Below are 15,551 nucleotides of genomic sequence, written 5' to 3'. Positions count from 1 at the left end.
TTTAAAATGGATATGAAGAAACTACTTTTTACAACTTCGTTATTACTTGTTTCATTCTTTCAACTTTTTGCACAAGATTGGAGTGGAATTGAAATCCCAGCTGACGCAGGAAGTGGCAAAGAATGGGAATTACAAGAAAATGTATCAGATGATTTTAATTACAATTTTAATTCATCTTCTTGGTCAAATTTTGGAGAAGATGACAAGTGGTATAATTTCTATCATAACGGATGGGATGGCCCAGGATATACCTATTGGAAAAATGAAAATGTTAGTGTAGATGGAAGCAATTTAGTTATTAATGTAGGTTATACTTCAGAAAATGGCAAAGGAGGTAACTATGGTGTTGCATCTGGCTGTGTTACATCAAATAGTAAAGTCCTTTTTCCTGTATACGTTGAGTCGTCTATTAGTGTGGCAAATATATCATTAGCTTCATGTTTTTGGTTATTAAGTCCAGATGATACAGAAGAAATTGACATTATTGAGAATTACGGTGGTGTTAACGGTTACAAGCACCTAACACACATTAGTCACCATTCATTTATTCGTAACCCATTTACTGATTATCAACCAAGGGATACAAATTCTTGGTATCCAGATAGCAGAGTTAGTACAAGTTATGGTTGGGGTGATTGGTGTTATAATAATGGAAACCGACGTTATATGCGTATGGGTGTAAACTGGATTAGTCCAAAACATTTTGAGTATTATATTGATGGTGAGTTAGTTAGAGTGATGTATTATAATGCAATTGCCACTAATTACAACGGAACTTGGCAATACACATATTTTAATTCTATGAATTGGAATGTAAATGGATATAATCTTCCTACTAACAACGGATCTGGATATACAGATGTAACTACTTATGCTACATCTAATGCATACGATTTTGAAAAATTAAAGGAAGCATCTAATGCATCTAACGGTTTTAATGTAATTGATCCGGCTTGGTTCCAAGGGGGAGATGATAGTGATACAGATGGAAATGGAGTAACACAAGAGGCTAGAGGATTCACTAAAGAATTAGATATTATTATTAATATGGAATCACAAACGTGGTTAACAGCTTCTACACCATCACAAAGTGATTTAGAAAACCCAGCGAAAAATCAAATGAAAGTAGATTGGGTACGTGTTTACAAACCTGTATCATCTAATCCAGGTTCAGATGTAGCGGTACAAAGTGTCTCTTTATCACCTGCTAATTTAACTATGTCAGAAGGAGAGACGAGTAACTTAACAGGTAGAGTGTTGCCTTCGAATGCTACAATCCAAACAATTGCTTTTACTTCTAATAATACAAATGTAGTTTCTGTTAATCAATCAGGCTTACTAACTGCAAACGGAATTGGTACAGCAATAATTACAGCTACATCTACAGACGGTGGTTATACTGCAACTTCTAATATTACTGTAGAGGCTGAAGATGTTGGAGGTCCAATTAGCTCTTTAGAAATTGAAGCTGAAGATTTCTCATCAACAGGCGGTACATTTAATGACGGTGTTGTTCCTTTTGGTGCAAATAAATCATCAATTGGTGTTAATTATATTAATGCTGGTGATTACATGGAATATGTAGTTGCAATTGCTGAAATGGGAGACTACTCTCTTACTTATCAAATATCTACTCCAAGTGATAATGCTAAAATTGCATGTTATGTTGATGGTAATTTAGTAGCAGATGATAATGTTCAAAACAATGGACAGTGGGATGCATACCAAGCATTAACTGCTTCTAATAATTTATCGCTAACAACTGGTAATCACACAATTAAAATTGAAGCTTCAGGCAGCAATGATTGGCAATGGAATCTTGATAAAATGAATTTAGAAAAATTAGGTTCAGGAACGAATCCTGAAGAACCAACGCCTCCTTTAGCCGAAGATTTTGTAATTCAAGCGGAAGACTATAATGAAACAAGTGGTAGTTTTAATGACGGTTTTGTCCCTTTTGGTGTTAACGCATCTGCAAATGGAATTAATTATGTTAATGCAGAAGATTGGGCGGATTATGAAGTTTATCTTCCAGAGGCAGGTACATTTAACGTAACCTACACAATTGCAACGCCAAGCGATAATGCACAAATTGAAATTGTAGTAGATGGAGCAGGTGTTTCTCAAGATAATGTTCAAAATACAGGTGGTTGGGAAGTTTATACTTCATTATTAGCTGCAAACAAAGTGACCTTATCAGCAGGTAATCATACCATTAGAGTTTATGCTTCAGGCAGTAATGATTGGCAATGGAATCTTGATAAAATTACATTTAACGCTGTTAATACGAACAGTAGAGTTTTATCTTTAGAAGACGAATTACAAGGAGTTACGATGTATCCTAATCCAGCTAAGAACACTTTAAATTTCAATGGATTATCATCAATAGCTGCTATTAAAGTATATAATACAATGGGGGCTAGAGTGTTGTCAGAAAATGTGACAAATTCTTTAGATATCAGTTCATTACAGAATGGTGTCTATGTTATAGAAGTTATTCAAGACAATAGAAGAATGGTAAAAAAGATTATCATTAATAAGTAAATTGATATACAGTATTATACCAAAGGGTTATGTAGTTTAAACACTATGTAGCCCTTTTTTTTGGAAGAATTTTGAATCATTTGTGAGTTTACGGTATAAATTATCTGTTTCTAGAATACATTCTAATTTATTCCAAAGCAATGATGGAAATGAATTAATAATAATTTTTCTAAAAGGTCTATGTTTATAATCCTTTATGAGTGATTTCAAAAAGTATAAACTATTAGTTGTTAGTGCATCTCTTTATCTCAAATAATTTGTTGTGAAAGTATTATTAAAGAGCAATGCTACATTTATTATGGCAATTCTCAATAATTTCAATTACTTAAAAACAGATATATTTATGCCTTATAAGGATACAGTTTTGAAAAAAAAGTAAAACAAGCTGTTGCAGAAATGAAGCTTGAGAAGGAGGGGTAAATCAGGTGGTGCTAGACTTATTACTTATGTTAGAATTATCAATGAAACTGTCTTCTTATTGGATATTTATGATAAATCTGAACAGGCTACTATTAGTGAAAAAGATTTGAAATTGCTGATCGATTTATTGGCAGAGTAAACCCCACAAGTTTTTCGATTGTGGGGCTTTTTGTTTTAAGTTCGGAAACTTAAACAATAATATAGTTCGTAATGATGCTAGCGCTTAACATTACGAACAGTTGGGGTTATTTATTCACAATTGACAAATCTTTTATAAACTGAAGTCCTTTTTCAACATGTTTAGGATCTTTTATAGTAAATAATTCCTTTTCTAATATCACAAGGTTTCCAATATTATCTAAAGGGATTATTTCATTAATATAATCTTTATTCGGTATTTTTATTTCATTTGAAAAATACATTATTCCTGATACGTATAAGTCTCCTGCCTCCTGATTTGCTATGTCATAAGAAAATGTATCATTATAAATACCTGCATTGTTAGGTTGCAAAATTTCACACAACTCCTTTAAGAAAAATGTGTATCTAGCATGATCTTTAATTAAACTACTTTGCTTTAAATCCATAGTAACCACATTTGTCAAGTATTTGGAATACTTTCCAACACTAGCTTTTACATGTTTAATTAATTCACCATTTCTGATATTTACACTCATGGTAAAACCGCCATCAGAAAAATAATTTTCATTCTCTGTTAAAAGATCAACTTCTTGATTATAGTCCTTATTGAACTTATTTTCTTCATGTCTAATTTTCCTTGTTACATAATCTATAAAATAGTCTTCATCTCTTAAATCTAAACGATGATCATCTTCTATTAAATTATAAAACAACTCTTTTCCCTCAAAGCTTTCAACTAACTTAAGGATATCCAATAATAATAAAGAGGAATCCTGTAAAGAAAGTTTTCTTACTCCCCAATATGTTCCTAAAAAATATCTTTCCATGTTTCTATCTTTTTACTGGTGTATGATGTACTTTAACTTTAACATCTTCTCCATTGAAATATTTCCTAGTAGCATCTGCAGCTTCTTTATTACTAAAGTGCCAATGCACAGGAATTCCATTTGCATGTTTAATTTGATTTTCGGCTTGTTCAAAAACTTATCTCCTGTTGTTTTCATTAAACCCATACCTATACCTCTCAGTCAGACTATACCTTGAAGAAATACTGAGTCTAAAAGGATTTGTATGAATTATGTAAAAGAATGACTATAATTTTTCTTCATTAGAGTTAATCACGGTTAAATTCCTAGTAAAAAATGGCTAAAATTATTCCATTAAGTAAAACAGGCTTTGGTTTTTTATTAAAATAGAAAAAGTTAAGCCAGAAAATTTTCTTTTAATACTTGAAAAGTACAATGCTTATCATGTAGTTAATGAAAAAAAACACCCATTATATTTACTATAATAGGTGTTTTGTATACTATCCAATCTGAGAAATAAATTCTTCTAAATTGTCTTGTCGTTCTAAACCTAACTTTTTTCTTAATCTGTATCTTGTTGTATGAACAGATTCTGTAGAAATACCCAATAACTTGGACATTCCCTTACTGTCAAAATTAAGTTTGATAAGTGCACATATTTTCTGATCTCCTTGTGTAAGTTTAGGAAAACGAGAATTTAGCTCTTCATAAAAATTACCATTAACCTCTATAAACCTCGCTTCAAATTCTTTCCAGTTATTATTTGTATTGAGGTTAATCTTTTTAGCAATTTTATTTATTTGGTTTGCATCAGGTTCTTTTTTCTGTTTTAATAAATCATGCTTAATTTCAGCAAGCGTTTCTTCATGTTGAATTATTTGTAAAACAGAAGCTGTTAGTTCCTTATTTTTAATATCAAGAACCTCTTTAATTTTCTGCTCTTCCATTTTTTGCTTTTCAATAAAAAGCATCTGCTTAGCTTTATATTTGTTTCTAAGTGTTCGATACACAAAAAATACTACAGATATTAAACCAACAATAGTTACATAGAAAATTATGTTTTTAAGATAGTTTATTCTACTTTCTTGTGTTAAGCGTTCCAATTCTTGCTCTCTAAGCATTTCCTTTTCTTGCTCTTGTTTTTTACGGAACTCATCTTTTATTTCTAAAAAGCGTCTATTTCTAGTATTTCTACTACCATATTGGTTCTCGTTAAAATCTTTAGAAATTTTCAGCATTTTATATGCCTCCTTAGTTTTATTTAATTTTAAAAGTACTGTAGAGAGCTCTTCATATATAATAGGGAATAAATCTGAGTGTGTATGATGCACTAAACCGGTATTAATAGCGCTTTTATAATACTTTTCACTTGTTTTGAGTTTTCCCATTCTATTATAAATATTACCAAGAAAGTAATGGTAAATAACCAAGTAACTATGGTTAAACTCACTAAAAAAGGGTTCTAAAGGAAGTAAAATCTTTAATGCTTTTTCGTATTCCTCATCTTCATATAGATTATATCCAAATTCTGCATTAATAAATGCATTGGTTTCTTGTAAACCTGGATGCTCTTTTTTCACTTGAAGGCAACTATCTAAATAAAGTCTAGCTTGATCTGTATCCTGAATTTTTCTTTTTAAAGTAGCAACTGCGTAATAAGTATCAACTAATAATAGTCGGTTTATAGAACTATTCTTTTTTAGTATTGTTATCGCTTTATTAAAATAATCTAATGAAAGGGTGTTTCTTTCGTAGAAACTATATAGCCAGCCAAGCCCATTATATATAATAACTCTAGATTCATTATCTCCAACTTGATCTGCAATAGTTAAGGCTTCCCAGTACCCATCGTATGCATGACCAAATTTTCCATTATGAGCATATAAATTAGCTAGCCCAGCCATAGATTTAATCATTTGTAAGCTGTCTTTTTCTTTTCCTGCAACATCAAAAGACTGATAATATAGCTCGATTGCAGAGTCAGGCATAGAAAACTTTAAACTTTCGGCTTGATTATAGTATTGGTGTGTATTATTTACACTAGATTTTTGCTGTACAGTATAATTTTTTTCTAATTTTTCTGTTTTAATTGAAGATTTAGTGTCTTTTTCTATAGAGAAACAAGTTTTTATTGGAAGGAAAAAGACTAAAAAGTAGAGTATTATTTGTCTAGTCATAATTAAGTAAAATATTGTTTTTATAATAATTAAAAATCTTAATATCAGTTAGTTATAAAAACCTTGTCTAGTTTAAACAAGGCGAGTTAATAGATATTATTAGCTGTGTTGAGTTTTGATCTAGTCAAATATATGATTTTTAAATTTCATTCACACATATTTGTTAAGGGTTTCGCGAACACTTAATTGTAACGGTTGTAAGACGCTTACTTTTTAAAGCAACTATTTCATTTGATTGAAAAGCTCTTACTACTCTTTTATCTAAATTAACTAAATACAAGTATGAATAAAGCTTATGTATTTTTTAAAATTATTCTGACTTTAACGTTGTTCTCTATCATGTCAATTGATGGATACGCGCAGAATGTTTTAAAAGGCCAAGTTGTAGATGCTTCGACAGGAGAGCCACTACCAGGTGTGAATATCTTTATAGAAAAAACAACAAAAGGAACTATTACAAATTTTGATGGCGAATTCTCATTGGTAGTTGAACCAGGTGAATCTATCGTTGCATCGTTTATTGGATATGTACAACAAGTAATACCAGTAACAACAGAAGCATTAATATCTATTAGCTTACAAATGGACACAGAAGCTTTAGAAGAAGTGGTTGTTATAGGTTATGGTACACAGAAAAAGAAAGAAATTACAGGTGCTGTTGGTGTCTTAAAATCAGATGCTATTTTGAAAGTACCTACTTCAGATCTTGGAGAATCCCTTCAAGGACAAATTGCTGGAGTAGATGTGCAAGCCAGTTCAGGTAGACCCGGTTCTGAATCAAATATTCAAATCCGTGGTGTTGTTTCAGCAACATCTGCAGGTGCACCTTTATACATTGTAGATGGTATCCCATTTCAGGGTAATCCTAACATTGCACCAGAACAAATTGAGAGTATAGATGTATTAAAAGATGGTGCAGCAGCATCTATTTATGGTACTAGAGCAGCAGGTGGTGTTATTTTAATTACTACTAAACGTGGTAAAGAAGGATCTTTAAATGTTGATTTCTCTGGTTACGCAGGTGTTCAAAACATTACTTCAGGTACTCCTGTAATGAATACTACAGAACAGTTGTATGTAGAAAAAACAAGATTAAATGCCGTTGGTCAAGAGCCAATAACATTCTTATTTAATCCTGATGCTCTTTATAATAACAGTGATTTTGTAGGAGATGTACAAAATAACAATGCTGCTATTCAAAGTTATAACTTAGGAATTTCTGGAGGTACTAAAGAGTTAAAGTTTAATGTTTCTACAAACTACTTTAACCAAGATGGTGTAATGATAAACTCTGGTTTTGAAAGATTTACTACTCGTGTTAATGGTGAATTTAAGAAGAACAAATTTAGAGCATTTGCCTCTTTAGGTATTACAGACGAAACAACAATGCAAGAGCCTTGGGCTTTATATGAACTTGCTATTGTGCAAAGACCTTGGGATCCAGCCTTATCAGATGCTGAAAGTGTAGGTGATAATGGCATCTTTGTAGAATCGCAAAATGCACAACAATACGGTTATTTAGCGAGACAGTTAAACAACACAGACCAACGTGATGTACTGTCTACTAACATGGCACTAACGCTAGAATATGAGTTTGTAAAAGGTTTAAAATATCAAATAAACCTTGGTAGAAATACTTGGGAATATGAACGTAATTATTTCAGACCTCAATTCTTAGTATATAACGAGAACGGTTTAGTACCTGCAGGTTCTAACGTAGACGCTATGTTAAACGAAGACTATTTGTCTAACTCAGGTGTTACTTTAGAAAACATATTAAAGTATGACCATTCATTTGGTAAACACAATATTGGATTAACAGCTGTATATTCTTGGGAGGAATACAACTATAAACAAATGGGTGTAGGTGTAGTAGGTTTATTAAGTAATAGCACACCCGTTTTAGGTGCTGGAACAACATCTACTAAACCTTATGGATCTCAAAATACACAATCATTAGTTGGTAAAATGTTTAGAGCACAATACAACTATGATAACAAGTATTTGGCTTCATTCAGTGTAAGAAATGATGGTTCTTCAAACTTCTCAGAAGAAAATAGATACGGTACATTCTTCGGAGGTTCAGTAGGTTGGAATATTTCAGAAGAGAACTTCTTTAAAAATAGTACGTCTTTAAGCTTTGTAAATAACTTAAAGATTAGAGCAAGTTATGGTGAGGTTGGTAATCAAAACATCGATCCATACATGTACATTCCAGTGATTGAATCTGGTGTAGATTATCCTTTCGGACCTGAAGGAAGTGAAGAACTAGGTGTTGGAGCTATCCAAAGACAATACGCTAACCAAGGTATTAAATGGGAAACAACAATCTCAAAAAACATTGGTATTGATTTAAGCATGTTTAATGATCGTTTGCAATTTACTGCAGATGTATATAGAAACAATAAAGAAGATATGTTACTAAATCAACGTTTAGCACCATCTTCTGGTACTTGGGCAACAAGAGCAGTAAGTTTTTACAACAATATTGTTGTGAATGCTGGCGATATGTATAACCAAGGTCTTGAGTTATCATTGTCTTATAAGCAAGCATATGAGAATGGCTTCCAATGGAGTGTAACAGGTACTTATGCCCAAAATCAAAATAAAGTTACAGACTTAAATGGTTTAGAAGGCTTTGCATTAAGTGGTGGTGTTCCAATTACTTCTAGAGGTGAAAGAACAGATCCAACAACTTTCTTAATTAAAGGATACGAAGCAGGAGCATTCTTCTTATTAGAGAATCAAGGTGTGATTAAAACTTCTGAACAACTTGAAGCTTATAAAGAATTGAACGGTAGTGCTTTGATTGGTGATATGATGTATAAAGATCAAAACGGTGATGGTGTAATTGATGATAACGATAGAGTGTATGCAGGTTCAGGACAAGCAAAGTTCAACATGGGTATGGGTATTAATGCATCTTATAAAGGTTTTGATTTCTATATGCAATTGTATTATTCTCATGGGTCTAAAATATACAATGGTTCTGAATTGTATGCCTACAGTAATTCACGTCATAAAGACCAACTTTACATGTGGACACCTCAGAATGCAGATTCTAATATTCCAACAGCACGAGGTAACCAAGAGCACGAAAATACAAGAGCAAGATCAGATTACTTCTTAGAAGATGGTACTTATTTAAGAATCAGAAACATGACGTTAGGATACACTATCCCAAATCAGATCTTTAATAACAAGATCAATTCATTAAGATTCTATTTTACTGCTCAAAACCCTTTCACATTTACAAAATATAAAGGTTATGACCCAGAAGTTGGTGGTGATGGTCTATACATGAGAGGTGTTGATGCTGGAAACTATCCTGTATCAAGAAGATTCTTAGGCGGTGTGAAATTAAACTTCTAGAAACTACAAAAGATTTTTTATATGAAAAAGATTAATAAATTAATATTAGGATTGATCTCTGCTATGGTAATGATCGGCTGTAGCGAAGATAAATTCCTAACTCAAGAAAACCCTAACAGTATAACTCCAGCAAGTTTTTGGAAATCTAATGATGATTTTAATAAAGCGCTAAATACTGTATATGGTGCCTTACAATTCAGTTCTTTAAGTGGAGCAAATATTAGTTATGAAATGGTTAGAGCCGATATGGCAGGTACAGAAAATTGGTACCCTCAATATCCATTTTCAGAGTTAACAGTTAATGATGCATCAGAGCATGTTCAAAATAAATGGAACGAAGCATATGTGGGTATTTTCAGAGCAAATCAGGTAATTGTAAATTTAGCGAATGAAGATGCTGATTTAACTGCTGATGAGAAAACTGAAATTGAAGCTCAGGCTAAGTTTTTAAGAGCATTTTTCTACTTTGAACTAGTAAACTCTTACAATGGAGCAGTTGTACACTTAGATGTAGTTACTGATCCAAACGAATTAAATAAGAACATTACTTCTAAAGAAGAGGTTACAAATGAAGTAATTATTCCAGATCTAGAATTTGCCAAACAACATCTTCCATTAGAATGGGGCGGAAACGGAAACGTTGGTCGTGTAACATGGGGTGCTGCTACTTCTTTATTAGGTAAAATTGCATTATATAATAAAGATTATACTAATGCCGCTACTTACTTTAAAGAAGTAATTGATAGCAGAGTATATAGTTTAACAGCAAATATTGGTGATAATTTCTCAGATGAAAACGAATACAATGTAGAGTCTATCTTTGAAGTGGCTTATTCAGATGTATTAAAACCAGGTGCCTCTGGAGAAACAATTGATGATAATCCTTTTGAGACATCAGGAGAAGCAACAAATATGTGTACCCAAACTGCTCCATTAAGTGCTGGTGGTTATAACACAGTAATAGCTTCTTACTTCTTACACGAATTAATGGTGTTTGACGAAATGGATCCTACTAATAGTATCAATAATGGGTTTACTACATCACAAAGAATGCATGCTTCTATTGTACCAAGAGAGTACGATGGGTTATACTTTGAAGAGTTAACTGGAGAAAAAACAGGTTGGGCTTATGGTCAGTCTGCTTATGTAAAGAAATTCTCTAATTGGTACAAAAAGCAATATGAAGATGCTCAAGGTAGATCAGGAATTAACTGGAGACATATTCGTTATGCAGATGTTTTATTAATGTATGCAGAGGCAGTTCTTGAAGGATCAAATGATTTTACTACAGCTATGACTTATATAGATATGGTTAGAGCAAGAGCAGGTGTGAAAACTTTAGCACTTTATGTTACTGAGAATGGAGGTACATTCCCAGCACTTCATGAAAGTACTCAAGTAACAGGTACTCCTCATACTCAAGTAGTTCCATCTGTAGAAACAGTGAGAACGCACTTAAGAATGGTTGAAAGACCTTTAGAATTATGTTTTGAAGGCCACAGATGGAGAGACTTAACGAGATGGGGAATCATGTCTGAAGTACTTAAGCAAAACCGTAGAGATGAAGAATGGAGAATTGCTAATTTCTCTTCTATAGAGAACCAAGCACCATTATATATTGTGGAAAGAGTACGACCAGATTATGCTGTTTCTTCAGAAATCTATAACCCTGAAGTGCATGATTATTACCCAATTCCAACAAGTGAAAAGCAAATTAACACTGGGTTAACTAGCAACTAAAAAGTTTTTTAAACTAGAAGAAGAAATCGAAATGAAAAGATTTAATCATATATTATTATTTTCTCTGGTAGCAATGCTTTTTGGCTGTCAGACGGAATGGGAAGCTCCAGGAGCAGAACCAAGTCACCACGTTGTATATTCATCTGAAGGAGATTTTGACAACAGAGTAGAAATTGGTGGTAACATCTCTTTTGGTGATGTATCTAGAGGTGTAACTTCTAGAACATGGACCTTACCAGAAGGGGCAACAATTGAAGGAACAGAAAATGTAACTACATCAGATAAAGATGTTATTCATGTAGTATTTAATACTGTAGGGCAATATGATGTAAAGTTAAGTCAAACTTTCTCTACAAATGCATTTGTAGATTCTACTCAAGTAGGAACTCAATTAGATACAACTTATACAGTTACTGTTTTAGATCCTGTACAACTTGCATTATCTGCAAAATATGTAAATACAGATGGAACGTTAGGTGCTGATCTTGACCTTAATGCTGAAAATGAATTGATGGCAGGTAATTCTGTGAGATTTTTCTATACTTCTAAAGGTGAACCAGCTCAGTTAACGTACACTTTTGAGGGAGGAACTCCCGATGAAATAGTGTATGATCAAACACAAATTACGGATGGTTCTGCAGATGAAACAGATGTTTTATATAAGCGTTTAGGAACATATTCTGTTGATGTAATTGCTGATAGATCAAGACCTTATGGTGCTGATACATTGTCTTTCACAAATCTTATTAAGGTTATTCCTTCGGATCAGCCAGTAAGATTAACTGATATCTATGAAAAGAACGGTTACATTGCTCTTGATTATTCTAGAGAGATGGATCCTTCATCAATTAATGCGGCCAACTTTGCTGTAAAAATGGCAAATAACGGTACAGAATGGACACCTGAAATTGCTAGTGTAATGATAGATCCGGAAGAAGGAAACGTTGTTCTTATTTCTTTAGAAAATGAGACATTGTATAATGATGATTACATCTATGTATCTTATACACCGGGAAGTTTACAAACAACAGATTTTGTGAAAGCAACAGCGTTTATTGATAACTTATTAGTCTTTAAACCAGCAACTAACCTATTAGTAGAGTCTGCTTTTGATAATAGTTTCGAAACATCTACAGCTGCTAACTGGCCATATTTATGGTGGGGTGCTCCTTGGGATGGATATACTTTAGATGTAGTTGATGAGGATGCCAAATCTGGTGCTAAAAGTGCTAAAATTTCTATGAACCCAGGTGAGGGAGCAATTTTAGGACACAGAGATGGAAATGGTGAAAACCTAACATTTACTGTAGAAGCAGGTAAAAATTATGAAATTGGAGTATGGGTAAAAGTTATTAGTGGTACTAGTACTATTGATGATGCTGCCGGTGAAGTTCCAAACATAATCTTCTTCTTTGAACCAGGTACAGATTGGGGAGCAGGTAGATTCGACTTTACAACACAAACACCTGTAGGTGAGTGGGTATATGCTCGTTTAACATTCCAAAGTTTCCCAGACTCAGGAGACTATTACATGATGTTTAGAGGTAATAACCCTGCAAACACATCTAATTTGGAATTCTACATGGATGACTTCACAATTTCTGAAGTGAATTTAAGACCATAACAAAAACCAAAATATATGGAGTACTTCGGTACGCTGAAGTACTCCATTTAACTTCCTTGATTTTTTATTAATGCTATCATGTCACATTAAAAAAATGTAGAAAATAGGGAGGTTGATAACTCTAAATAACAAATGAAGAATGTAATTTATTTACTCACTCTGTTTACATTATGTTTTGGCTGTGCGAGTCCTGAAACAAATAAAACAGCACGTGAACTCGATTTTAATTTTAACTGGAAATTTCATTTATCAAACAATAATCAAAGTGATTTTAGTAGTGAAACAATAAATGAGAAGAACTGGGAAAATATCAAATTACCTCATGATTGGGTAATTGGCAATCAATACGACTCGACTAATGCTGAATTTGCTCCTGCAACGGGATATATTTTTGGAGGAGGAACGGGTTGGTACAGAAAAGAATTTGATTTAGTTCTAAGTAATTCGCAAAAAGCGTTTATCCATTTTGATGGCGTTTATAATAATTCAGAAGTGTTTATCAACGGAAAGAAATTAGGTTTTCATCCGTATGGATATTCTCCATTTTACTACGACCTAACACCATACATCAAAAAGAATTCAAAAAATACTTTAGCTGTTAAAGTAGATCATACAAGGTATGCAGATAGCAGATGGTATACTGGAGCTGGTATTTATAGAAATGTAAAATTAGTAGTAACAAATAAATTATATGTACCAATTTGGGGTACATTTATTACTACACCAGAGGTAGTAAATGATAATGCCTTGGTGAATGTAACCACTACAATTAGAAATGATTATAACGAAGATAAATCATTTAAATTACTTACAGAACTTTATAATGATGATGGAATAAAGGTTGGAGAATCATCAAAAACACTAGCAATTGATAAAAACAAAGAGATAGAAGTCATTCAAAAAATCAAAATATCAAATCCAATTATGTGGGATGTAGAGAACCCACATTTATACAAAGCAATTACAAGATTACAAATTGATAATGAACAAATAGATGTACTATCAAGTAATTTTGGCGTAAGAAAAATAAAATTTGATGCGAACAAAGGGTTTTTCTTAAATGATAAAAATATGAAGATTAAAGGGGTTTGTCTTCATCATGATGCTGGTCTTGTAGGAACTGCAGTACCTAAAGATGTTTGGAGAAGACGATTACAAACCTTAAAAGATGGAGGTTGTAATGCGATAAGAATTGCTCATAACCCAGCTTCATCAGAATTTCTTGATTTATGTGATGAATTAGGCTTTTTAGTTCAAGATGAATTTTTTGATGAGTGGGACTATCCAAAAGACAAACGTTTTAATCAGAAAGAACAATCTCAAAATAAAGAGACGGAAGGTTACGCTAATTATTTCCATAATTATGGAGAAGATGATTTAAAATCTGTAATGAAATCTCACCGTAATCACCCTTCAATTTTTCAGTGGAGTATTGGTAACGAAATAGAATGGACGTATCCTAGAGTAGCAAAAGCAACAGGTTTTTTTGGAAATATGAATTGGAATGGGAATTACTTTTGGTCTAAACCACCTTATTCAACAGCCAAAATTAAAGAGGAGTTAACTACACTGCCTCATCAAAAATACGACATAGGAATTACAGCAAAAAAGTTAGTTGGTTGGACGAAAGAAATGGACACATCTAGACCTGTTGTAGCCAATTGTATTTTACCATCCGCTTCTCACGAAACGCAATACGGACAATCTTTAGATATTGTGGGATACAGTTACAGAAGAGTGCTGTATGATTATGGGCACGAAATGTATCCAAATAAAGTAATAATGGGTACTGAAAATTTAGCTCAATACCACGAGTGGAAAGCGGTAATGGACAGACCTTTTATTGCGGGAACTTTCTTTTGGACAGGAATTGATTATTTAGGTGAAATTAGAGGACCATGGCCTATAAAGGGAAATAACGCAGGAATGATAGATTTTGCAGGTTTTACAAAACCCTCTTATCACATGATTAAAACGTTATGGTCTGATGATCCTCATACTTATATTGCCACGCAAGAAATAGAGAAATCTATTAATAAAATTGATCCAAAAACAGGATTAATGGTAGCAAAAGATCCAAATGCATGGAAGCAGGCATTATGGGAATGGCACGATGTGAATAATCATTGGAACTATACTGACAAACAATTAATTAGTGTAGAAATGTACTCTAATTGTGAGTCAATAGAATTGTTCTTAAATGAGAAAAGTTTAGGGCAAAGAAACCTTTCTGAGTTTGAAGATCATATTTATAAATGGGCGGTTCCTTTTGAGAAAGGAAAATTGACTGCAGTAGGTATTAAAAATGGTCAGAAGATAGAAACTACTTTACAAACTGCAGGTAAACCAACCGGTGTGAAATTGTCTGTAGATAAATCTTCTATTGATAATGATGAGTACGAAGTAGCACATGTTGTCGCTCAATTAGTAGATGCAGACGGTTTGCCTGTTAAGAATCAAGAAAGAATAATCAATTTTGAAATACCAGAGAACCTTAGAGTTCTTGGTGTAGATAATGGTGCAATAAATAATGTGCAAACGCACAATGCAAGAAAATTATTGACTTCAAATGGGCGAGCACTTATTATTCTTCAATCGAAAGATGGTAAGGGTAAAGTTGAAGTAAAAGCAAAAGTAGAGGGTTTATTGGAAGATAAAATCCTTCTAACAATTAAAGAAAAAGGCACAATGGCACAAGATGTCTATGCAGAGTTAAACTAAAACGAA

The 15,551-nt window shown here is 32.8% G+C and carries 7 protein-coding genes; 5 read left to right on the top strand and 2 right to left on the bottom strand.

The window, feature by feature from the left end; translation table 11 throughout:
- Nucleotides 1-12 precede the first annotated feature (12 nt).
- A complete protein-coding gene (locus KM029_RS21095) occupies nt 13-2,544 on the top strand; it encodes a carbohydrate-binding protein (protein ID WP_158631163.1) in 2,532 nt (843 codons plus the stop codon).
- A gap of 665 nt (nt 2,545-3,209) precedes the next feature.
- Here KM029_RS21095 and KM029_RS21090 read toward each other — a convergent pair.
- Nucleotides 3,210-3,932, bottom strand: coding sequence for an Imm52 family immunity protein (locus tag KM029_RS21090; protein ID WP_144075792.1), 723 nt, complete (start codon nt 3,930-3,932; stop codon nt 3,210-3,212).
- A 479-nt stretch (nt 3,933-4,411) separates the two neighbouring features.
- A complete protein-coding gene (locus KM029_RS21085) occupies nt 4,412-6,088 on the bottom strand; it encodes a tetratricopeptide repeat protein (protein WP_184679453.1) in 1,677 nt (558 codons plus the stop codon).
- Nucleotides 6,089-6,370: 282 nt separating this feature from the next.
- On the opposite strand from KM029_RS21085, the gene KM029_RS21080 reads away from it, so the two are divergent.
- From KM029_RS21080 to KM029_RS21065, 4 genes are all read left to right on the top strand, one after another.
- Nucleotides 6,371-9,460 carry a SusC/RagA family TonB-linked outer membrane protein gene (locus KM029_RS21080; RefSeq protein ID WP_144075790.1) on the top strand — a complete coding sequence of 1,030 codons (3,090 nt, stop codon included), beginning with the start codon at nt 6,371-6,373 and terminating at the stop codon, nt 9,458-9,460.
- A 21-nt stretch (nt 9,461-9,481) separates the two neighbouring features.
- The gene (locus tag KM029_RS21075; RefSeq protein ID WP_144075789.1) at nt 9,482-11,200 is read left to right on the top strand and encodes a RagB/SusD family nutrient uptake outer membrane protein; all 1,719 of its coding nucleotides are present in this window, start codon (nt 9,482-9,484) and stop codon (nt 11,198-11,200) included.
- Nucleotides 11,201-11,231: 31 nt separating this feature from the next.
- Nucleotides 11,232-12,824: a carbohydrate binding domain-containing protein gene (locus KM029_RS21070; protein WP_144075788.1), complete on the top strand. Its 1,593-nt coding sequence runs from the start codon at nt 11,232-11,234 to the stop codon at nt 12,822-12,824.
- Between the two features lie 132 nt (nt 12,825-12,956).
- The gene (locus tag KM029_RS21065) at nt 12,957-15,545 is read left to right on the top strand and encodes a glycoside hydrolase family 2 TIM barrel-domain containing protein (RefSeq protein WP_144075787.1); all 2,589 of its coding nucleotides are present in this window, start codon (nt 12,957-12,959) and stop codon (nt 15,543-15,545) included.
- The last annotated feature ends 6 nt before the right edge of the window (nt 15,546-15,551 follow it).

Source organism: Flammeovirga kamogawensis (genome assembly GCF_018736065.1).
Classification (GTDB): Bacteria; Bacteroidota; Bacteroidia; order Cytophagales; family Flammeovirgaceae; genus Flammeovirga; species Flammeovirga kamogawensis.
Note: the sequence above shows the minus strand (reverse complement) of the source record. Positions and strands in the feature narration are given on the sequence as shown.